This window comes from Streptomyces sp. NPDC060366 (assembly GCF_042725135.1).
In the GTDB taxonomy this organism is placed as follows: Bacteria; Actinomycetota; Actinomycetes; order Streptomycetales; family Streptomycetaceae; genus Streptomyces.
On the sequence record NZ_JBHXDC010000017.1, the window covers coordinates 106,463 to 126,836 of the forward strand.

General features: G+C 71.2%; 15 protein-coding genes and 1 pseudogene. 9 read left to right on the plus strand and 7 right to left on the minus strand.

Features of this window, described 5'->3' with window-relative positions:
- The first annotated feature begins 91 nt into the window (after positions 1 to 91).
- From ACFWHU_RS30945 to ACFWHU_RS30955, 3 genes are all read left to right on the plus strand, one after another.
- Positions 92 to 364, plus strand: coding sequence for a hypothetical protein (locus ACFWHU_RS30945; RefSeq protein WP_385799606.1), 273 nt, complete (start codon positions 92 to 94; stop codon positions 362 to 364).
- Between the two features lie 66 nt (positions 365 to 430).
- Complete coding sequence (locus ACFWHU_RS30950; RefSeq protein WP_387228810.1) at positions 431 to 1,552, plus strand: hypothetical protein; 1,122 nt, start codon at positions 431 to 433, stop codon at positions 1,550 to 1,552.
- Positions 1,549 to 5,235 carry a CHAT domain-containing protein gene (locus ACFWHU_RS30955; protein ID WP_387228812.1) on the plus strand — a complete coding sequence of 1,229 codons (3,687 nt, stop codon included), beginning with the start codon at positions 1,549 to 1,551 and terminating at the stop codon, positions 5,233 to 5,235. The genes ACFWHU_RS30950 and ACFWHU_RS30955 overlap by 4 nt, the downstream gene beginning before the upstream one ends.
- A gap of 29 nt (positions 5,236 to 5,264) precedes the next feature.
- On the opposite strand, the gene ACFWHU_RS30960 is transcribed toward ACFWHU_RS30955, so the two are convergent.
- From ACFWHU_RS30960 to ACFWHU_RS30980, 5 genes are all read right to left on the minus strand, one after another.
- Positions 5,265 to 6,101, minus strand: a complete 837-nt coding sequence (locus ACFWHU_RS30960) for an amino acid ABC transporter ATP-binding protein (protein WP_385799601.1) — start codon at positions 6,099 to 6,101, stop codon at positions 5,265 to 5,267.
- Positions 6,102 to 6,106: 5 nt separating this feature from the next.
- Entirely contained in the window at positions 6,107 to 6,892 is a 786-nt protein-coding gene (locus ACFWHU_RS30965) for an amino acid ABC transporter permease (protein ID WP_385799599.1), read from the minus strand.
- Between the two features lie 13 nt (positions 6,893 to 6,905).
- Positions 6,906 to 7,646, minus strand: a complete 741-nt coding sequence (locus ACFWHU_RS30970) for an ABC transporter substrate-binding protein (protein WP_385799696.1) — start codon at positions 7,644 to 7,646, stop codon at positions 6,906 to 6,908.
- Between the two features lie 499 nt (positions 7,647 to 8,145).
- Complete coding sequence (locus tag ACFWHU_RS30975) at positions 8,146 to 9,795, minus strand: hypothetical protein (RefSeq protein WP_387228815.1); 1,650 nt, start codon at positions 9,793 to 9,795, stop codon at positions 8,146 to 8,148.
- A 117-nt stretch (positions 9,796 to 9,912) separates the two neighbouring features.
- Positions 9,913 to 11,511, minus strand: a complete 1,599-nt coding sequence (locus ACFWHU_RS30980; protein ID WP_387228817.1) for a tetratricopeptide repeat protein — start codon at positions 11,509 to 11,511, stop codon at positions 9,913 to 9,915.
- 98 nt (positions 11,512 to 11,609) lie between these two features.
- Here ACFWHU_RS30980 and ACFWHU_RS30985 point away from each other — a divergent pair, with 98 nt between their 5' ends.
- Entirely contained in the window at positions 11,610 to 13,037 is a 1,428-nt protein-coding gene (locus tag ACFWHU_RS30985) for an FAD-binding oxidoreductase (protein WP_385799593.1), read from the plus strand.
- Between the two features lie 128 nt (positions 13,038 to 13,165).
- The gene (locus ACFWHU_RS30990; RefSeq protein ID WP_387228819.1) at positions 13,166 to 13,552 is read left to right on the plus strand and encodes a VOC family protein; all 387 of its coding nucleotides are present in this window, start codon (positions 13,166 to 13,168) and stop codon (positions 13,550 to 13,552) included.
- A gap of 42 nt (positions 13,553 to 13,594) precedes the next feature.
- Here ACFWHU_RS30990 and ACFWHU_RS30995 read toward each other — a convergent pair whose 3' ends face one another.
- Positions 13,595 to 14,071 (minus strand): SsgA family sporulation/cell division regulator, encoded by a 477-nt coding sequence (locus ACFWHU_RS30995; RefSeq protein WP_385799589.1) that lies wholly within the window; start codon positions 14,069 to 14,071, stop codon positions 13,595 to 13,597.
- Between the two features lie 229 nt (positions 14,072 to 14,300).
- On the opposite strand from ACFWHU_RS30995, the gene ACFWHU_RS31000 reads away from it, so the two are divergent.
- Together ACFWHU_RS31000 and ACFWHU_RS31005 are read left to right on the plus strand one after the other, a co-directional pair.
- The gene (locus ACFWHU_RS31000; protein WP_387228821.1) at positions 14,301 to 15,926 is read left to right on the plus strand and encodes an RDD family protein; all 1,626 of its coding nucleotides are present in this window, start codon (positions 14,301 to 14,303) and stop codon (positions 15,924 to 15,926) included.
- Between the two features lie 86 nt (positions 15,927 to 16,012).
- Complete coding sequence (locus ACFWHU_RS31005) at positions 16,013 to 16,720, plus strand: RDD family protein (RefSeq protein ID WP_385799585.1); 708 nt, start codon at positions 16,013 to 16,015, stop codon at positions 16,718 to 16,720.
- Here ACFWHU_RS31005 and ACFWHU_RS31010 read toward each other — a convergent pair.
- Complete coding sequence (locus tag ACFWHU_RS31010) at positions 16,706 to 17,011, minus strand: hypothetical protein (RefSeq protein WP_385799583.1); 306 nt, start codon at positions 17,009 to 17,011, stop codon at positions 16,706 to 16,708. The two genes, ACFWHU_RS31005 and ACFWHU_RS31010, sit on opposite strands and share 15 nt — an antisense overlap.
- Before the next feature lie 397 nt (positions 17,012 to 17,408).
- On the opposite strand from ACFWHU_RS31010, the gene ACFWHU_RS31015 reads away from it, so the two are divergent.
- On the plus strand, positions 17,409 to 19,823 hold the full coding sequence (locus ACFWHU_RS31015) for an immune inhibitor A domain-containing protein (protein WP_387228825.1): 2,415 nt from the start codon (positions 17,409 to 17,411) through the stop codon (positions 19,821 to 19,823).
- A gap of 123 nt (positions 19,824 to 19,946) precedes the next feature.
- A pseudogene (locus tag ACFWHU_RS31020) lies at positions 19,947 to 20,261 on the plus strand (hypothetical protein); the annotation flags it as partial.
- Positions 20,262 to 20,374 lie beyond the last annotated feature (113 nt).

The window sequence follows — 20,374 nt, forward strand, 5'->3', positions numbered from 1 at the left end:
CAACGAGGCGCGGCCCCACGGGAGTTCACCGTGGGGCCGCGCTTTCTTCGCTTCATGGGCCATCCGGATGACTGTCCCCCAGACTGGGCAGATGGCACAGAACGAGCGGTACCGGGACAGCGGTGACGAGGACGACTACTTCGAGTTCGGCACGCCCGCCGACATCGGGACCGCCGACGGCGAGCTCGTGGTGAAGCCGGTGGCCACCGCCGCCGGCAACCCTTCCTCGTACAGCTGGCGTTGTGCCGAGACCTCGGCCCCGTGCTCCACGGACATCCCCGGCAGCATGGACTTCCCCCAGTACGGCAACGGCAGGTGCGAGCACGGCGAGCGGCTCACCTACCAGCCCCGCGACCGCCGTTGACCCCGCCCCTGACCCCGACCCCGGCCGGCCCCGGTCGCGGACACCACCACACAGAGGCGGTACACCGTGGGGGCCATCTCCGCGCTCGCGTCCGGACCCGCCAAGCGCTGGACGGCGCTGATCAGCGGGGGAGCGTACGCCTTCCTGGCCGTCGTGGTGCTGCTTCTGCGGCCCTGGGTCGGCCCGACCGCCAAGTCCTGCACGGGAGATGACCTGCACGCGGCGGTGTGCGACCTCGCCGACCTCGCCGAGGGCGGGCCGCTGGCGCTGACCGCCCTCGGGGTACTGGCCGTGGTCGTCGCCACCGGCCTGTCCCTCGTCGTCGCGGCGCTCGCGGTGCCGCTTCTCCAACTGCTCGCGGGCACCTCGCTGCCCACCCACGGTGTCCTCCTCGCACCGCTGGTCCGGCTGGCACTGCGGCGGCGGTACGTGGTCAAGCGGCGGCTGACCGCGCTCGCCGAGGCGGAGGAAGCGGACGGGGCCCGGGGAGCGGGCGAGGCGGGCCCGCCGCCCGACCGGGCCGCCACGGATGCGCCGCCGACCCCCCGCGCCGCCGCACACCGCGCCCAGGCCGCGACGCGCGTCGCGCGCGCCCGGCAGGAGCTCCACCGTCTGCCGGTCCACGACGACCTGATGCTGCCCACCCGGATCGGCAACAGCTTCGCCGCCATGAACGGCCGTGTCCGGGGGCGGCACGGGATCGACCCGAGCCTCGGCTGGCCCCTCCTGGAACAGCTCTTTGACGACGCGGCGCGCCGCCGGCTCGAACAGGGCTCGGACCAGGTGCTCAGCCGCGCCCGCAATCTCCTCTGGGCCGCGCTCACGGTGCTGGTCTCCCTGGCGATCTCCTTCCTCGACCGGGTCCACGACCTGCCTGCGGGGATCGTCGCGGTGGCCGGGTGCGTGATCACGCTCCTGCTGCTCGTCGGCCTCGGCGACAGCGTGGACGCCTACACGGACACCGTGGAGGCCGCCGTCCTGCGCCACCACGACGCCCTGTACGAGGCGGCCGGCTGGCCTCTCCCGGCGGACACCGAGACGGCCAGGCGCACCGGCGCCGAGTTCACCGCCTATCTCAACCGCGTGGACGGGGCGCGACCGGAGGTCACCTTCGAGCGCCCGCCACCGGCGGAGCCGTCCCCGCTCGCCCCGCAGCCCTCTTCCCAGCAGGAAGGCACCGCCCCGTGATCGACCACACCCACCCGGCACGGCGACCCGAGCCGGACGGCGGCGCGTTCGGTACCGTCCTGCGTACCTCCTCCGTGCGCGCGGCGGAGTTCCTCGAATCCCCGCACAGCGTGCGGGCGTTGGACGACCTGAGCTGGTCGATCGGCGAGGTGCAGGCCGCCTGCGACGCGTTCGCCGGGCGGCAGGATCCGCCGACCGTACCCCTGGCCGACATCCTGGAGCGGTGGCTCGCGTCGGCCACGCGCTGCCTCGACCCCTACCGCCGGCTGCTGGAGCAGGAACACCGCCGGAGCGGCGGTGCGTCGGACCGGGACCCGGCCGAGGAGTGCGCCGCCTACCTGGGCACGCTGCACAACGTGCACGAGGAGACGGACCGCTGCCTGCGCACGCTGGTCAACCGGCGCGACGGCATCCCGCCCGCCCTCGCGACCACGCGCATGGTCGCGGCCAGGACGGCCCACCAGGGCGTGGCACGGCGCGGGTTGCGCCTGCTGCCGCCCGGCGACGCGCGCCGGGACCAGTGGCGGTACCTCGACGCGTTCCTCACCCAGCGGCTCGCGGAGTACGGCGCGGCGAGCCACGCCGAGCTGATCCGCGCACGCGCGGAGGCGGAGGAGTTGCGCCGGCCGGGCAGTGTGCTGGACGACGACGTCCGCCGGCACCTGCGGGAGATCGCGTCGAGTCTCACCACGTACATCGACACGGGGGCGGACCCGAGCCGTACGACGGGCCTGGCGGCCGGAGTTCTCGACCACCGGGCGAACTGGCTCGCCTCACCGGGCAATCCGCTGGCCGCCGCGCGGTTCGGGGGAGAGCTGTTCCGGGCGGTCCAACTGGGCGTGGTCGTCGAGGGACTGGGCCTGCGGGACGCCGTCGAGGCCCTGGAGGCCGCCCTGCGGGACATGGACGACGAGGCGCCCGAACGCCCCGAGGTGCTGACGGTCCGCGCCCTCGCGTACGCGCAGTCCGTCGCCGTCGACGTGTCGGCGGACCGCGACGTGGACGTGGCGCTGCGACAGCTCGACGCCGTCCGTGCCCTGCTGCCTCCCGACCACGAGCACATGCTCAACCTCCTGCTCGTACAGGGGCAGTTGCTCACTTCGCGGGCCGACCACACCGGCTCGCTGAGCGACATACGTTCCGCGCTCACACTGCTGCGCCGGGTCCGGGCCGGACAACTGGTCGACCCGCTCCACCGGTTGTACGCCGACGCCGCGTTCGCCTCCACCCATCTGCGCTTCCACTTCCACGCCGGATCGGACGACGCGGACTGCACGGGCACCGGCGACGACGCCGGCCCGGCGGAGCATCGCGCCGGTCACTCGGCGCGCACGCACGAGCAGATGCGGCTCTACGCCGACGAGGCGCGGACCATGGCCGCCGAACGCGAGGGCCAGGCCGTCGAGGTACTGGCGCTGATCCTCCAGATGCTCGGCGGGGCACTGCTGCTCGCCGCCACCTATCCCGACGGGCCCGGTGCGGGCCCGCACCGGGGCGCGGCCCGCGACGACCTGGTGGCGGAGGCCCGGCAGGTGATGGCCGAGTCGCTGGCCAGGACCGCCGAGGAGTCGCCCTACTGGGCCGGGCGCGAACTGCACCACCGCATCGCGGCGTTGACGCAGGAGCGGACCCGGTCCGGCGACGCCGTCGCCGTCCGCGGGCACATCGACGCGCTGGGACGGCTCGCGGAGCGCCCGGACGTCGTGGCCCGCCCGGCACTCCAGGAGATCATCCGCGCCGCGCACTCCTACGCCTCGGACTCCGGATCAGGAACGCGGACCGTCGTCTCGCGCGCCGACACCCTGCGGGCACTGGAAGCGCGCTGCGCCGCGCAGCCGCACGCCGTGCACGCGGCGGCGGTGGAGGTGCGCATGCATCTGGCGCGCGCCTACCGCACGGACAGCGGTGCGCCGACGGCCGCAGGGCCGCTCGGAGCCCTGCTCACGGCGGGACGGCAGCACCTCGGGCGCGGGACGCGCTCCGGCGGCGCCGACCGGCGGCGCGCACGGGAACTGGGCATCGAGGTGCTCGGCATGCTGGCCCGCCGGGCGCTCGTGCAGGACGTGGCCGCCGACGCCGTACTCACCGCTGAACGCGCCGGCGCCCTGTCGCGCGAAATCGCCGGGTGGTGCGTCCAGGACGGCGCGTACGAGGAGGCGGTCGGGGTGCTGGAGAGGGGCCGGGCACTCGCACTGCACACCGAGATGGCGGGCACCGACGTACGCGCGCGGCTGACCGGGCTGGGGCACGCCGGCCTCGCCGAGCGGTGGCACGACTGGCGCACCGCCGCCCGCGCTTCCCGGACAGGCGATCGCGCGGCCGCGCCCCCCGCCCCCGGAACGTCCTGGGACCCATACGTCGAACACCCCCTGCCCGAGCAACTCGGTGTCGCGGTGCGGAAGGTGCTGGAGGAGCACGGCGTACTCTACGAGCTGATCGGCCCGCCGTCGGTACCGGACATCGCCGCCGCGCTGCGGCGCACCGGGGCGGACGAACTGGTCCATCTGCTGCCCGCCGGCTCGGGCTCGGCCTCCGGCGGCGCTCTGCGGGTCGGCAGCGACGGCCGGGTGCGGTGGAGCGCACTGCCGGGTCTGGTGGCCACCGCGTACCTGGACGAGTATCTGACCGCGCTGGAGTCGCTGCTCGCCTCGCCCGGCTCGCCGGAGGCCGCACGGGAGTGGCAGACCCGGCTCCACGAGCTGTGCGACTGGGCCGGATCCGCCGTGATCGGGCCGCTGGAGGGGCAGTTGGGGCCATGGCGAGGACCTGGCCGCGTCCCGCGCCTGGTGCTCGTGCCGCTCGGCCCGCTCGCTGCCGTCCCCTGGTCGGCGGCCCGTACCGGCGGCCGTACCGCCGGACGCCGCCGCCGGCTCGCGGTCGACGGCCTGGTGCTGTCGACCGCGCCGTCCGCCCGGATGTTCGCCGCCACGGCGGCCCGGCCGCCGGTGCGCGCCGCCGACTCCGCGCTGCTGCTGCTCGGCCTCACGGGGAAGGAGATCGGGGTCTCCTCCAGCAGGGGTCTGGACCGGCTGTACGGCAGCACGCGGCTGCTGACCCCGGACGGGAAACGCGAGGGGGACACCAGGCCCGAGACGATTCTCGCCGAGATCGGGCGGGCCTGCGGCGAGCACGGGATCGTGGACATCTCGGCCCATCTGATGCCGGACCCGTCGGACAGCTGGCGCAGCCATCTGGTCTTCGGCGACACACGGCCCGGCGCACAGACAGGCGCACAGACCGGCGCGGGCGTGGACCGGCTCTCCGTGCAGACCATCGCCGCGCGGCGGTTCCCCGTGCCGCCCGCCGGGCCGGGGCTCTGCGTCTCGCTGGCCTCGTGCATCAACAGCCTGCCGCGCAGACACCACGACGAGTCCTTCACGATGGCCGCGGCGTTCCTGGCGGGCGGCGCGTCGTCCGTGCTCGGCTCACTGTGGCCCGTACGGCTCCACGCGACCGCGCTGCTCGACCTGTTGTTCCACCACCGTCTGCGGGAGGGCGACGCGCCCGCGCACGCCCTGCGCGATGCCCAGCTCTGGATGCTCGACCCGGCGCGGAGCGTGGAAGCGGCGTTCCCGCGGTCCGTACGCCCGGCGGCGACCGAACTCCTCCGCCTCCTGCTCGCGGCGGGCCGCGACCCGGCCGATCCGGCACTCTGGGCCGGCCTGGTGGCGGTCGGCCGCTGAATCCGCCGACCGCCGACCATGGGCCGTCGCTACTCCTTCGCGGCTTTCGTCTGCGCCCCGCCCTCGTTCAGCCCCGCCGCCGCCGGGTCGAGCAGGCGGGACAGGAACGACTGCGTACGGGCGTGGCTCGGCGCGCCGATCACATGCGCCGGGCTGCCCTCCTCGACGATGACCCCGCCGTCCATGAAGACGACCCGGTCGGCCACCTCCTTGGCGAAGCTCATCTCGTGCGTGACGACGAGCATCGTCATCCCCTCGTCGGCGAGCGAGCGCATCACCGCGAGGACGTCACCCACCAGCTCCGGGTCGAGCGCGGACGTCGGCTCGTCGAAGAGCATCAGCTGCGGGTCCATCGCCAACGCCCGTGCGATCGCGACCCGTTGCTGCTGCCCGCCGGAGAGCTGCGCGGGATAGGAGGACTCCTTGTCGGTCAGACCGACACGGGCCAGCCGTTCCCGGGCGACGCGTGTCGCCTCCGCCTTGTCGCGTCCCAGCACCCGCCGTTGAGGGAGCGTCAGGTTCTCCAGCGCGGTCAGATGCGGGAAGAGGTTGAACGACTGGAAGACCATCCCGATGCCGCGGCGCACCTTGTCGATGTCCACGTCCGGGTCGGTGACCTCGGCCCCGGCCACCAGGACCGTGCCCGAGGTCGGCTCCTCCAGCCGGTTCACACAGCGCAGCAGTGTCGACTTGCCCGAGCCCGACGGGCCGATGACACAGACGACTTCGCCGCGCGCCACCGTGAAGTCGATGCCCGCCAGGACCTCCAGCGTGCCGAACGACTTGTGCAGGGCGCGTACTTCGATCGCGGGCGCGCCCGCGTCCGCTTCCGCCCCCGCGCCCGGCTTCTTCACCGGTTCGTTCACCGCGCTCACCTCGCCCTTGCCGTACGCGCTTCGAGCCGCCGGACCAGATGGCCGAGCGGCAGGGTGATGACCAGATAGCAGAGACCGGCGATGAGGATCGGGGTGAGACTGCGATTCTGATTCAGGGCGTCCCGGCCGAACTTGGCCAGCTCGTACTGGGACAGGGACAGACCCAGCAGATAGACCAGCGACGAGTCCTTCGTGAGCAGGATCAACTCGTTGGTCAGCGGCGGCAGCACGATCCGCAGGGCCTGCGGAATGATGATGGATATCATCGCCCGGCCCTGCGACATCCCGAGCGAACGCGCCGCCTCCGTCTGCCCCTTGGGCACGGCCTGGATACCGGCCCGGATCGTCTCCGCCATGTAGGCGGCGCCGACCAGACCCAGCGCCAGCATCACGGTGACGTACTGGTTGAGCGCCACCTGGAAGGCGAGCGGCACACCGAATCCGAGCGCGATGAAGACGAGCAGCGCCGGAATGCCGCGGAAGAACTCGATGTAGACGATGGCCAGCCAGCGGTACGGCGGTACCTGCGACAGCCGCATCAGCGCGAGCAGCAGCCCCAGCGCCAGCCCGAACCCGAAGCCGAGCAGGGTGTAGATGACGGTGTTGACCAGCGCCGTGGTGATGATGTCGGGGAACTGCGCCTTGGCGACCTCGACGTCGAAGAAGGCACGCCGGATCTCACCCCAGTCGGCGGCCTGGGCGACGACGAGCAGCACGACGGCCAGGACGGCGTACTGCACGCTTCGGACGAGGCGGGCCCGTTGTCGGCGGGACATGGACATCGGTGGTGGATCCTCACTTCTTGGGAGCGGCGGGGAACCACTTCTTGTAGATCTCGTCGTAACGGCCGTCCGATCGGGCCGCCTTGATGACCTGGTCGATCTCCTTGCGCAGCGCGTCGTTGCCGGTGCGCACACCGACGCCGTACTGCTCGCCTGTCTCGAACTCGGCCGTGACCTCGGTGTCCGGGTTCTTACGCACGTACTCGAAGAGGACACCGTTGTCGTTGACGGCGGCGTCGACCTGACCGGTCTTCACGGCCGTGAGCAGCAGCGCCAGATCCTCGAACTGGACGGTCTCGACGCCCGGCCCGTTCTTCTTCGCGTACTCCTCACCCGTCGTGCCCTGCTGGACGCCCAGCTTCTTGCCCTTCAGGCTCGCCAGCGAGTCGAAGTCGGCGCCCTTCTTGGTGAGAAGCGCCTGCGTGGCCTCGAAGTACGGGGCGGAGAAGTCCAGGTTCTCCTCACGCACATCGGTGATCGTCATGCCGGCGGCGGCGACGTCACACTTGCGGGCGTTGAGGTCCTCACCCGTCTGGATGCCCTCGAACGGCGTGTCGACGATCTCCTGGGTGACCTTGAGCTCCTTGGCGACCAGATCCACCAGGTCCACGTCGAATCCGACGATCTTGTTGTCCTGGCGGGACTGGAAGGGCTCGTACGGCAGATGGGTGCAGGTCGTGAGCTTGCCGGACTTCACCAGCTCCACCTTCGAGCCGTCGGTCGCGGTGGACTCGGTGCTCGTGCATCCCGTCATGGCGACGAGAGCGGCTGCGGTGGCTATGACGGGCAACACGTTACGCGTACGGGTGGACAAGACGCCTCCAGGGCGGGGGACGGACAACAGCCCACATGGTGTGTGAGTTGCGCCGATCTTGCCATCGGTGGTCCCCGATGTGTACTCGCCGGGGGCGGGGTTAACCAGGTCGTCACGGCAGCGTGACGGCGCCGCGTCCGGCGGCCTGTCCGGCTGCCCGTTCGGTCTGCTGTCCAGCCCGTTTACGCCGGAACGGTGGCCGGACGGATGGCCGCGGGTGCGGCCACCCGCCCGGGACACGGAACCCGGCGACCTAGGGCCTGTCGTTCGGATCTTGCCGGGCTCGCGGGGTCTGGCACGCACGCCCGCCGGGTTGTCGTCGGTCGCCAACGCTCCGCGTTGTCTCCCTCCTCCGCCTTGCGCTCGCACGCACCAACGCGGACATCAGCCGCCGGCGCGGCGGGCGCTCCCTGATCCGGCCTGATCCAAACGACAGGCCCTAGGCGATCGGAGTCGTCTGCGTGCAGTTCTTCCACTCCACCCAGGGACGCGCTCCGCCGTTCTTCGGGCCGGTGGCGTACGACGGGTTGCCGGTGATCGTCTGGTTCTTCTCCTCGTGCGTGATGTCGATGCCGAAGAGCTTGAACCCTGCGGTGACCTGGCCGGCGGAGATGCCGAAGCCGATGCCGAGGGAGGCGTTCCACCAGTCGGTGTTGGCGTTGTAGTCGAGCCGGGAGAGCTTGCCCTTGTCGTGGAGCAGGCGCTGCAGCGGTCCGGCGTCGCTGCCGGGGACTTCCGCCGCGTCCGAGGGGCTGGGCAGGACGTCACTGGCAGGGGAGTCGCCCCGGCCGCGCAGCCAGTCCTCGACCGTCTTGCTGTCGCCGTCGTTGTCGAGGACGACCTCGGCGGACTCGGTGTGGATCTGGGACTTGATGTTGCCGCCACCGCCGCCGACGTCGATGGTCACCGGCGTGCCGGGGATGTTGGCACCGGCACCGGCCTGGATGCCGGCGCCTTCACCGTTCTCCTGGCTGGTGGTGATGACCAGCTTCTCCGGCCGGTGCTCCTTGCCGTCCTTCTCCTCCTGGTCGAAGGTCGCGGCGTCGTAGGTCACGGAGACCTGCTGCATGCGGGTGGCCTTGCCCTGGGCGATCTCGCCGCCCTTGGCGTCGACGCTGAAGGTGTAGACGAAGGTGATCTTCCCGGCGTCGGGGCCGGTGTTGGCGCGCATGACCACGACGTCCTCGGTCATCGTGCCGGAACCGAACTCGCCCGAGATGTTGCCGAGGTCGGTCGGCTTGCCGTCCTTGTCCTTGCCGCCCTTGCCCTTCGTGAACCCCTTGCCGAAGCTCACACCGCCCGAGACCTCGGTGCTGGTCTTGGTGATGTCGACGTCCGGCGCACGCTCCGGCGGCAGATCGGGCTTCTTGGAAGCCGCGTCCTGCTGGCAGGCGCCCATGTTCGCACCGGGGTTGTACCCGCTCTGGTAGCGGCAGCCGTCATTCTGCTTGAGGTACGCGGCGAACTTCTTCGCGTCCTCCAGGTTCAGTTCGAGGTCCTTCTGCGGGTCGCCGGTCTTGTTGCCGTTGAACAGCCACTGACCGCCGCTGCCGCTGCCCTTCATGTAACTGCCGCTCAGCGAGGCACTGCCGCCCCACTCCTTCAGCCCGGGGATACCGGCCGAGATGCTGGCCGTGGCCCCCACGCTGCCTTCGCCGACGCGCTCCAGGGTGACGGTGCCGTCCGACCACTGCTGGACCTTGAGCTGCTCCGAGCCGCTGATCTTGATGAAGAGGATCTGGACGACGACCGTGGTCTTGGTCTGATCCTGGGAGAGCAGGCACTTCGCCGGCTGGAACGGGTCCCCGGGCGGGGGCTCGGGTATCTCCCCGTCCCCGCCACCGTCCCCGCCTCCGCCGTCGTCACCGCCGCCGTCACCGGAATCGCAGCCCTCGCCGCCGTCACCGGCGTTGACGATGCGGCACACCGCGTCCTTCAGCGCCACAGAGGTGTCGTCGGGGACCGTCAAGGCCAGGATCGCGCCGACGATCGCGGCGACGACGCCTATGAGAGCGACGTACTCGACACCCCCCTGGCCCCGCTCGCCGCGACGGCGTCGCGACCCGTGTACGCACTGCGTGCCGTTCATCCGGACTCCTCGCCCAAGTGGTCAGCCATTTCCCCGAGCGAAATGGAGACTAAGGACGAGGCAAGGCCCAGAAGCAGGGCCTCAGGACCCAGTTCCGGGCCCAGTGGAGGCGATCATTCAGTTTCGGGCGGCGGATGGAGTCGATACGGGCGCGGTGGGCGTGGATACGGGCTCCGAACGCGCCGGCGACGCGGACGGCACCGACGGCGCCGACGGTGCGACCGACGGCGCGGGCGATGCGGAGTACGTGGCCGACGGTGCCGTACTCCTCGACGGCGCCGTGGGCGACGGCGTCAGCGGCGTGCTCTCACCGTCCCCGTACATGTCCTTCGGGCCACCGCCCGGCAGCTCGCCCAGCGTCTCCAGCGCCTCACGCGCCTTCGGCGCCAGCAGCGGTGAGAACCGGGGGTTCGTCCGCAGCGCCTCCTCCAGATGGCGGCGCGCCGGGCCGTCCATCCCCAGGGAGCGCTCGATCTCACCCCGGTGGTACGAGTACAGCGCGCTCCGCATCCCCTGGTCCGTAGCCCTCTTCGCGTACGGCAGCGCCTTCCCGGCGTCCCCCGCCCGGTACAGCGCCCACGCCAGCGCGTCCGACACCTGCATGCTCCGGTGGCCCCGCCGCCACTGCGACTCCAGCCGGTCCACCGCCGCCTTCGGAGATCCGTGGTCGGTCTCGAAGCGGGCCAGCAGCAACTCCTCGTTCACCCCGTCGGCCGCCGCCCTCGTCGTACGGTCCCGGAGCAGCTCGTACTGGCTCCGCGCGTCCCCGTCCAGCCCCATCGACTGGTACAACTCGCCCAGTTCCAGGGCGTACTCGGGCAGCGGGCGTTCCGCGATGGCCGACTGGTAGTCGTGGGACGCCTCGTCCGTCCGGTTCAGCGCCACCAGGACTCGTGCCCGGCCCGCCAGCGACTGATGGTGGTCCGGCGCCGCCTTCAGTGCCGCGTCGTAGTGCCTCAGCGCGTCCTTCGGCTCACCGCGCTCCCAGGCGAGCCCGCCCAGGGCGTGCAGCGCGGCGGCCTTCTCCACCGGCGTGCCCGCCTTCATCAGCGCCTCGTCCGCCTTGGCCGCCGCGTCCTCGCGCCAGCCCCGGTCGCGGTAGACCAGCGACGACACCGACAGCACGCGGGTGCCGGAGTGCAGCGACCGGAGCTTGTCCAGGGCCTTGCCCGCCGCCACGTAGTCACCGAGCCCGTTGTACGCCTCGATCAGGACGGGGTACGTCGCCCAGCGGGCCGGGTCCGCCTTACGGACCGCCTCGCCCCACTTCCTGGCCGCCGCGTAGTCGTGCCGCGCGTTGGCGAGCGTGGCCAGGCCCGCCGACGCCGCCGGATTGCGTCGCTCACCCGGTGTGACGTCGAGCGAGCGGCGCAGTGCCCGCTCGGCCTTCGGGTAGTACGCCGTGTCCGCCCGCAGCCCGCCGCGCTCCACGTACGCCGCGCCCAGCACCGCCCAGGATTCCGCGTCCTTCGGGTTCTTCCGCAGCCACGCCTCCCGGTCCCGGATCAGCGCCGCCACGTCCGGCAGCGCGGCGGGCGCGCCCGCGCCGACCGCCGCGCGGGCCCGCGCCTCGGGGCCCGGCGCCGGCGGCCCATCGCCTCTGTCCGGTACGAACACAAGGACGCCCGCGACGAGGACCGCCCCCACACCTGTCGCCAGCGCGGCCCTTTTGATGTGCCTCGTGTGCTGCGTGTTCATGGTGTTCTTGGCGTTCATGAGATTACTGTGCGTCAATACGAAGACCACACCTGGCCTTGTGGATGTGGATCGCAGACGGGTTCACACCGATGGCCCCGGAGTGCCACGCTGGGATCATGGATGACCTCGTCGCGACAGTGCCCGCCAGCTCCTCCGCCTCCCACGCCCCCGTCGCCACGGACGACCTCCTCGCCGAGCTGCGAGCCGGTCTGCCCGCCGAAGCCCTGATCACCGACCCGGACATCACGGCGTCCTACGCGAACGACATGGCGAGTTTCTGCGAAGCGGGCTCCCCGGCGGTGGTCGTACTGCCGCGCACCGTCGAGCAGGTCCAGCACGTGATGCGCACCGCGACGGCCCTGCGCGTCCCCGTGGTGCCGCAGGGTGCCCGTACGGGACTGTCGGGCGCCGCCAACGCCTCCGACGGCTGCATCGTGCTCTCCCTCATCAAGATGGACAAGATCCTGGAGATCAGCCCGGTCGACCGGATCGCGGTCGTCGAGCCCGGCGTCGTGAACGCGGTGCTCTCACGCGCCGTCGGCGAGCACGGGCTCTACTACCCGCCGGACCCCTCCAGCTGGGAGACCTGCACCATCGGCGGCAACATCGGCACCGCGTCCGGCGGGCTGTGCTGCGTGAAGTACGGCGTCACCGCCGAGTACGTGCTGGGCCTGGACGTCGTCCTCGCCGACGGCCGCCTCCTGACCACCGGCCGCCGCACGGCCAAGGGTGTCGCCGGATACGACCTCACCCGGCTCTTCGTCGGCTCGGAGGGCAGCCTCGGCATCGTCGTCAAGGCCGTCCTCGCGCTGAAGCCCGCACCGCCCCAGCAGCTCGTCCTGGCGGCCGAGTTCGCCTCCGCGGCCGACGCCTGCGACGCCATCTGCCGGATCATGGAGCGCGGCCACACCCCGTCCCTGCTGGAGCTGATGGACCGCACCACCGTCCGCGCCGTCAACTCCCTCGCGAACATGGGCCTCCCCGAGACCACCGAGGCCCTGCTGCTCTGCGCGTTCGACACCGCCGACCCCGCGGCCGACCTCGCCGCCGTCGGTGAACTCTGTACGGCGGCCGGCGCCACCGAGGTCGTCCCCGCCGACGATCCCGCCGAGTCGGAAATGCTGCTCCAGGCACGGCGGCTGGCGCTCGTGGCACTGGAGGCGGTCAAGGGCACCACGATGATCGACGACGTGTGCGTCCCGCGCTCCCGCCTCGCCGACGTCCTCGAGGGCATCGACCGCGTCGCGGCGAAGTACGACCTCACGATCGGCGTCTGCGCCCACGCGGGCGACGGCAACACCCATCCCACGGTCTGCTTCGACGCCTCGGACCCGGACGAGTCCCGGCGCGCCCGCGAGTCGTTCGACGAGATCATGGCGCTCGGCCTCGAACTGGGCGGCACCATCACCGGGGAGCACGGCGTGGGCGTACTGAAGAAGGAGTGGCTGTCGCGCGAACTGGGCCCGGTCGGCATGGAGTTGCAGCGCGGCATCAAGAAGACCTTCGACCCGCTGGACCTGCTGAACCCCGGAAAACTCTTCTGACCCGGCCGGTCGTACGCAGTACGTCGTACGGCCAAAGTCCGATGGCCCGGCGGAGTGGGGCGGCCTACCGTGAGAACGACAAGGAGCAGGTCAGCCGCAGTTGACCGCACTTCGACCGGGGAGGTTTTGTGCCCGCCCGTCTTGACCACACCATCGTCCTCAGCCGCGACCGGTTCGCCTCCGCGCGCTTTCTCGCGGAGCTGATCGGGGAGCCCGAGCCCAAGCCCTTCGGGCCGTTCGCGAGCCTGCCGCTCGACGGGGGAGTCACCCTCGACTATCTCGACTCGTCCCCGGGCTCGGACATCGTCAGCCAGCATCTGGCCTTCCTGGTGTCCGAGGACGAGTTCGACGAGATCTTCACACGCATGAAGGACCGCGAACTTCCCTACTGGGCCGACCCGAGGCACGAGGAGCCGCAGCGGATCAACCATCACCACGGGGGCCGCGGGGTCTATCTCGACGACCCCGACGGCCACTCGCTCGAATTCATCACCCACACGTACATCATCGACTGAGAGCGCGGACGCGGACGCGGACCCGGACACCGGCGGCGGGCGTCAGGACTCGCCGTCCGCGGACTCGTCGGACGGCCACGGGTCCCGCAGCCACAGATCGTCGGCCGGCATCGGGGCCAGCAGCAGTTCCAGCCCCGCGTCGATCCCCAGCCGGTCCGTCTCCGTCCCCGGCGGCACCAGCCGCAACGTCCGCTCCAGCCACGTCGACACCGCCACCGACGGCGCCTCCAGAAGCGCGTCGCCGTCGGGGGAGGAGAGGGCCACGCACAGGACGGTGCGGCCGTCGACCTTCGTGGGCCAGATCCGTACGTCACCGTGGCCGCACGGCCGGAACACCCCTTCGACCAGTAGTTCGCGTGCGAACGTCCAGTTGACCGGTGTGTCCGAGCCGATGTGGAAGGAGATGTGCACCGCGTACGGATCCTGCGTGCGATACATCAGCCGGGCGGGGACGGGGATGCTGCGCTCGGGCGAGAGCACCAGATTGAGCTCCAGCTCGCGTTCCACCACGCTGTGCATGTCAGTGCTCCTTCGTCGTACGACGCCCGGTAGCGGGCCGTACCGATTGAGAGCGCCGACTCCCGCCGCCATTACGCGACTTCGGGCAAGAACTTGCTCCCGCGACGTACCGTGACTCTTTCGTGACCGAATCGAGGTCCAAACGGCTGGATGGACCCAGGGCCCCGCGGTGGTCTGATAGATGTGGACCCTTGAGTTGAGCCCATCGAAGAGATACGGGACCACGGTGATGAGCGCCCCGACCTCGGCAACCGGAGACGGCAGCCCTTCCCCCGGCTACTACCCGGACCCGTCCATCCCCGGCTATGTCCGGTACTGGAACGGCGGGTCCTGGGTACCCGGCACCAGCCGGCCGGCGCCGCAGTCCGGCGAGGCCATGCCGGAACCGCCCCCGGGGGTGGCCGCGGCGCCCCCCGAGACGACGGCCCGGCGGGCCCCGGCGACCCCGGCGGTCGAGGAGACGGGGCCGATGTTCTTCGACGAGGACCCCGCAGGGGAGCCCCGTCAGGAACCGGCCTCCGTCTGGCAGGCGGACGCCCGCCGGCAGAGCGGCTTCGGCGGCGAGCGCGACGCCCGTGTCTCCTGGGGCGAGGGCCCGCAGGACGCGCGGAGCCCCGCCGCGCAGGGCGCGCCGGAACCGGAGGACGCCAAGGACCCCCGGTACGGGCGGGACTCGCGCGACCCCCGGGTGCCCGGCCAGGCGGCGGGCCCGTCGGCGGATCCCACCGGCGGCGCGCTGCCGGGCGTACGGGCCGTGGGGCCCGGCCCCGGCACGGGACCGGGTGACGGCGACTCACCTCCCGAGGGCACGGTCGCGATCCGTCTCCCGCGCCCCGGACGCGGAGGCCAGGGCCCGCGTACGGACGAGGGCACGGGGCCCGGACCCCGAGGCGGCGACGCGCCCACCGACGGAACCGTCACCATCCGCCCCGTGGGCGGTGGCTCGCGAGATGAGCAGGCCACGGGCCGTACGGGTCAGACCGAGGGCACCATGGCCATCCGCGCCGTGCGACCCCGCTCCGGCGGCCCGGCGCCCGTCCCGCCGCGGACTCCTCAGCAGCCGCACCAACCCCGGCCGCAGCAACCGCAACCGCACCAACCCCAGCCGCACCAACCTCAACCCCAGCCGCACACCCCTCAGCAGCCCGACCCGTTCCAGTCCCGCTCCATGCAGCCCCCCGCCGTCGGCCCCCTCGCACCGGGCCCCGGCGGTGGTTCGCCCTCCTGGGCGCAGCAGGTGCACCAGCTCGCGCAGTCACCGGGCACGCCGTCCATGCCGTCGACAGGTGCCGACCCGGCCGCCGGCCAACCGGTCGTGCCGTGGAAGCCGCCGGTCAGCGACCCGTTCCTGCAAGCCGCCCAGGCCCAGGCGTCGGCCCGCCCCGCCGGGCTCGGCAAGCGGTTCGCCGCCCGGCTGATCGACAGCGTCGTCCTCCTCGGGATCGTCGGGGCCGTCTCCGTACCTCTGGTGTCCAAGGCGCTCGCGCACATCGACGACAAGGTCGAGGCCGCGAAGCAGACCGGCGAGACCGTCACGGTCTGGCTGATCGACGGCACGACCGCCGGCTACTTCGGCGGGGTGCTCGCCGCGCTGCTGGTCATCGGCGTTCTGTACGAGGCGCTGCCGACCGCCAAGTGGGGCCGCACACTCGGCAAGAAGCTGTGCGGTCTGGAGGTGCGGGACATCGAGTCGTTCGAGGCCCCGTCCTTCGGCTCGGCGCTGCGCCGCTGGCTCGTGTACGGCGTGCTCGGGGTGCTCGTCGTCGGCGTACTGAACGTGCTGTGGTGCGTCTTCGACCGGCCGTGGCGGCAGTGCTGGCACGACAAGGCGGCGCGTACGTTCGTCGCGGGGTGACGCGGAGTCATCCGCAGGCGGTGGCGGCTCCCCCGAACGGCGGGTGAGCCGTTGCGGGCATCCGCACGGCGGGGTGCACTGCCCCCATGAGCAACGATCAGCCGACGCCCGGTCAGCCGCCCGACGACGACCCGTTCCGCAAGCAGCCCCCGCCCGACGGGCCGCCGCCGGCCGGTGGCACGCCCCCGGGTGGCGGTACGCCGCCTCGTTACGGTGAACCGTACGGCGGTACCAACCCGCCACCGCCGGGTGACCCGTACGGCGGATCCGCGCCGCCGCCCCCCGGCGATCCCTACGGCGGGAACGATCCGCTGCGCGGCATGCCGCCGCTCGCGTCCGTGGGCAAGCGCATCCTCGCGCGCATCGTCGACTGGATCATCGTCGCGATCCCGCTCGCGCTCATCAGCATCCCGTTCAACGTCTACCACCGCTGGTCGGACAGCTCCGACAACTGGGACGACGCGGTCAACGGCGTGAACGGCGGCGGTCAGTGGGTCTTCCGGATCATCACCATCGTGGCGTTCGTCGGCTACGACGCCCTGATGACGCAGTCGGGCGGCCAGACCCTCGGCAAGCGGCTCCTCAAGATCCGCGTGGCGATGCTCAACGACGGACGGGTGCCCGACTCCCGGTCCTCGCTCCTGCGGGCCCTCGTGCTCTGGGTCCCCGCACTCGTCTGCTGCGCCTGCCTCTGGCCGCTGCTGATCCTGATTCTGATCCTGCTCGACCGGCCCTATCGGCAGGGCCTGCACGACAAGGCGGCGAAGACCGTGGTGGTGTCAGCGGCGCAGTGACGCCGGAATCCGGGTCTCCGGGGCGGACGGCGACCCGACGGCCTGGCCGGAGGACGAGGCGACGGAGGTGGTGGCGTGATCCGTACGACCGGCGGTGACCGGGTGCGCGGTCGACGAGCGGCGTGGTTCGGCCGCCTTCACCGACACCAGAACGCCGAGACAGAGGGCGACGAGCGCGATCACCGCGATGCCGACGACCGACGTGACGCCGGAGAGCAACAGCATCGCGAGTGTCGCGAGGACGACGGTGGCGGAACCGTAGGCAAGCTGTGCGGCAGTCGGACGCGGCATGGCTGTATCCGTCCCTCGGGGCAATCGGGATTGATTTCGGGGGTGTTGGGGGTGTCTCGCGTGTCTCCGCGGAGTCGCTCTGTCAAACGACCCTACGACGGTGAATGCCCGGCAGGAACCGACAGTAAGCGTGACCTAACCCACGAGGCCGGAGCATGGGGGGCGCACGGAGTCACACGCCCCCGCTATATGACACATCGGTGCGCCCGCGGTCCGGCCCTCGGGTGTCCGGATTCCGGAACTCGACTCGTGCATAGTGCACTTGGCCTGTCCAAGTCAAGGACTGTCTTTTCTCCTTCAACTCCGGTCGAATGTCGTCACTTGTGACGCGCACCCCGCGCGCGGATCCCCACACATCCGGTCCGCGGACTCCGGGTGCGGGGAGAGGAAACTTCAAGTGACCATCAATCGACGGGCGATCAGAGCGTCCGCGGTGTTCGTGGCCCTCGCCACGGCAGCCGCGACGGCATCGGCGCTCACCCCGGCCCAGGCCGAGGACAGCCCCACAGCAGGTCCGGCGAGCATCGAGCGCCGCGATCCGGCGCCGCAGAAGGGCCATGTCGAGCACGACCTCGAAGGCCCGTTCAGCAAGCAGCAGGAGCAGCAGCGGAAGGCCGCCCTGGAGCAGGTCCTGGCGGGCGACGCCAAGATCCTCAAGCGCGGCGGCTCCAACGTCGTGAAGCTCGACGACAAGAAGTACGTCGAACTCGGCCGGGAGAAGACCGACAAGATCTTCACGATCCTGGTGGAGTTCGGCGACGAGGTCGACGACACCACCATGTACGACCCCGACGGTGCGGACGGCCCCGAGGCCCCCATCACGAAGTACGGGGGCGAGCCCGGCCCGCAGCACAACGAGATAGCGGAGCCGGACCGGAAGGTGGACAACTCCACCGCCTGGCAGGCCGACTACAACCAGGCCCACTTCCAGGACCTGTACTTCGGCGAGGGCAAGGACGCGAAGGGCCAGCCGAAGGAGTCGCTGAAGACCTACTACGAGAAGACCTCGTCCGGCCGGTACTCGGTCGACGGTGAGGTCTCCGACTGGGTCAAGGTCAAGTACAACGAGGCCCGTTACGGCTCCAACTACTGCGGCGACTCCAACTGCGCCAACGTCTGGGACGCGGTGCGCGACGGCACCACCGCCTGGGCCGCCGACCAGAAGGCCAAGGGCCGGACGGACGCGCAGATCAAGGCCGACCTCGCGTCGTACGACGAGTGGGACCGCTACGACTTCGACGGCGACGGCAACTTCAACGAGCCCGACGGGTACATCGACCACTTCCAGATCGTCCACGCGGGCGAGGACGAGTCGGCCGGCGGCGGCGCCGAGGGCGAGAACGCCCTGTGGGCGCACCGCTGGTACGCGTACGGCACGGACGCCGGCAAGACGGGCCCCTCGGAGAACAAGTCCGGCGGCACGCAGATCGGTGAGACCGGCATCTGGGTCGGCGACTACACGATGCAGCCGGAGAACGGCGGACTCGGCGTCTTCGCGCACGAGTACGGCCACGACCTCGGTCTGCCCGACCTGTACGACACCTCGGGCGGCGGCGAGAACTCCACCGGCTTCTGGTCCCTGATGTCCTCCGGTTCCTGGCTCGGCCGGGGCCAGGGCGAGATCGGCGACCTGCCCGGCGACATGACCGCCTGGGACAAGCTCCAGCTGGGCTGGCTCGACTACGACGAGGCCAAGGCCGCGACGGCGTCGACCCACAAGCTGGGCGTGTCCGCGTACAACACGAAGAACCCGCAGGCGCTCGTCGTCGAGCTGCCGAAGAAGCCCGTCACCACGACTGTCGTGAAGCCCGCCGAGGGCTCCAAGCAGTGGTGGAGCGACATGGGTGACGACCTCAAGAACACCCTCACCCGCTCCGTCGACCTCACCGGCAAGGCCAAGGCGTCGCTGGAACTGGACGGCTGGTGGGACATCGAGGCCAACTACGACTACCTGTACGCCGAGGTGTCGGAGGACGGCACCAACTGGACCCCGGTCGACGGCACCGCCGACGGCAAGGCCATCACGCGTGACGCGGGCGACAAGCCGGCCCTGACCGGTGTCTCCGGCGCCCACAAGAAGCTCGTCTACACGCTGGACGCGTACGCGGGCAAGAAGGTCGACGTCCGCTTCCGCTACCAGACGGACGGCGGCGCGGGCGGCAAGGGCTTCGCGGCCGACACGATCAGTGTCGTCGCCGACGGCGCCCCGCTGTTCACCGACAACGCCGAGGCGGACGACGCGGGCTGGACCGCGAAGGGCTTCTCGCGCATCGGTGAGTCGTTCACCCAGGACTACGACCAGTTCTACATCGCGGAGAACCGGCAGTACGTCAGCTACGACAAGACCCTCAAGTCGGGCCCGTACAACTTCGGCTTCAAGGCGCCGAAGGACGGCTGGGTCGAGCACTACGCGTACCAGAACGGCCTGATGGTCTGGCTCTGGGACACCTCGCAGAAGGACAACAACACCAGCGTCCACCCCGGCAAGGGTCTGATCCTGCCGGTCGACGCGCACGCCAAGCCCCTGAAGTGGGGGGACGGCACGCTGATGCGCAACAGGATCCAGGCGTTCGACTCGTCGTTCAGCTGGTTCCCGACCGACTCGTTCAAGCTCCACAAGGCCGACGTGGCGAAGAAGATCGGCGCCCAGCCGGGCAAGCCCGTCTTCGACGACCGCAAGGGCACCTACTGGTACGACGAGAACCCGACCGCCGGTGTCGACGTTCCTGACACCAACACCAAGATCTCCATCGTGAAGGAGCCGCTCAATGGCTCCACGATCACGGTGAAGGTGGACCGCTCGACCAAGTAACGGACATCGTTGCAGGTCAAACCATGATCGGCCGTCGCCCCCTAGCGGGCGGCGGCCGATCGTGTTTAGGTGCGTCCTATCGACTCTTATTGACACGACGTCTTACGGGGGGATTGAGGACACATGGCAGGTGGAGGCTTCAGCAGGCTCCCGAACGGGACCGTGGTGGTGGCGCTGACCGTGCCCAGCCCGGTGACCGAGGGCCGCACCGTACGGGTCCTGGTACACGCGAGGAACCGGGCCCGCGCCCTGACCAGGCTGCGGAATCTCGGACTGCGCGCCGTCTATCTCCGCGGCAACGCGGAACCGCCGACCCCGGACGAGATCACGGCGGTGCTGCACCATCCGGACGGCCTGCTCTGGCGGGCCACCCCGGAGTGCGCGCAAGAGCTCTGGCAGCCCATACGGGCCCTGCTGCGCCCGGCCCGCCGCTACGGTCCCCCCGACCCACGCCCGGCCCCCACACCCACCTTCACGCCCCCGTCGGCACTCCCTCCGCCGAGCTCCCCGTCCTGGCGCCGCCCGGGGCTGCGCACGGACAGCGGAAGCGC

Excerpts from the sequence above, each read along its gene's own strand:
- ACFWHU_RS30945 (WP_385799606.1), top strand. The coding sequence starts at position 92 with ATGGCACAGAACGAGCGGTACCGGGACAGCGGTGACGAGGACGACTAC.
- ACFWHU_RS30965 (WP_385799599.1), bottom strand. The coding sequence starts at position 6,892 with ATGTCCATGTCCCGCCGACAACGGGCCCGCCTCGTCCGAAGCGTGCAG.
- ACFWHU_RS30970 (WP_385799696.1), bottom strand. The coding sequence starts at position 7,646 with ATGACGGGATGCACGAGCACCGAGTCCACCGCGACCGACGGCTCGAAG.
- ACFWHU_RS30975 (WP_387228815.1), bottom strand. The coding sequence starts at position 9,795 with ATGAACGGCACGCAGTGCGTACACGGGTCGCGACGCCGTCGCGGCGAG.
- ACFWHU_RS30980 (WP_387228817.1), bottom strand. The coding sequence starts at position 11,511 with ATGAACGCCAAGAACACCATGAACACGCAGCACACGAGGCACATCAAA.
- ACFWHU_RS30985 (WP_385799593.1), top strand. The coding sequence starts at position 11,610 with ATGGATGACCTCGTCGCGACAGTGCCCGCCAGCTCCTCCGCCTCCCAC.
- ACFWHU_RS30995 (WP_385799589.1), bottom strand. The coding sequence starts at position 14,071 with ATGCACAGCGTGGTGGAACGCGAGCTGGAGCTCAATCTGGTGCTCTCG.
- ACFWHU_RS31000 (WP_387228821.1), top strand. The coding sequence starts at position 14,301 with ATGAGCGCCCCGACCTCGGCAACCGGAGACGGCAGCCCTTCCCCCGGC.
- ACFWHU_RS31005 (WP_385799585.1), top strand. The coding sequence starts at position 16,013 with ATGAGCAACGATCAGCCGACGCCCGGTCAGCCGCCCGACGACGACCCG.
- ACFWHU_RS31010 (WP_385799583.1), bottom strand. The coding sequence starts at position 17,011 with ATGCCGCGTCCGACTGCCGCACAGCTTGCCTACGGTTCCGCCACCGTC.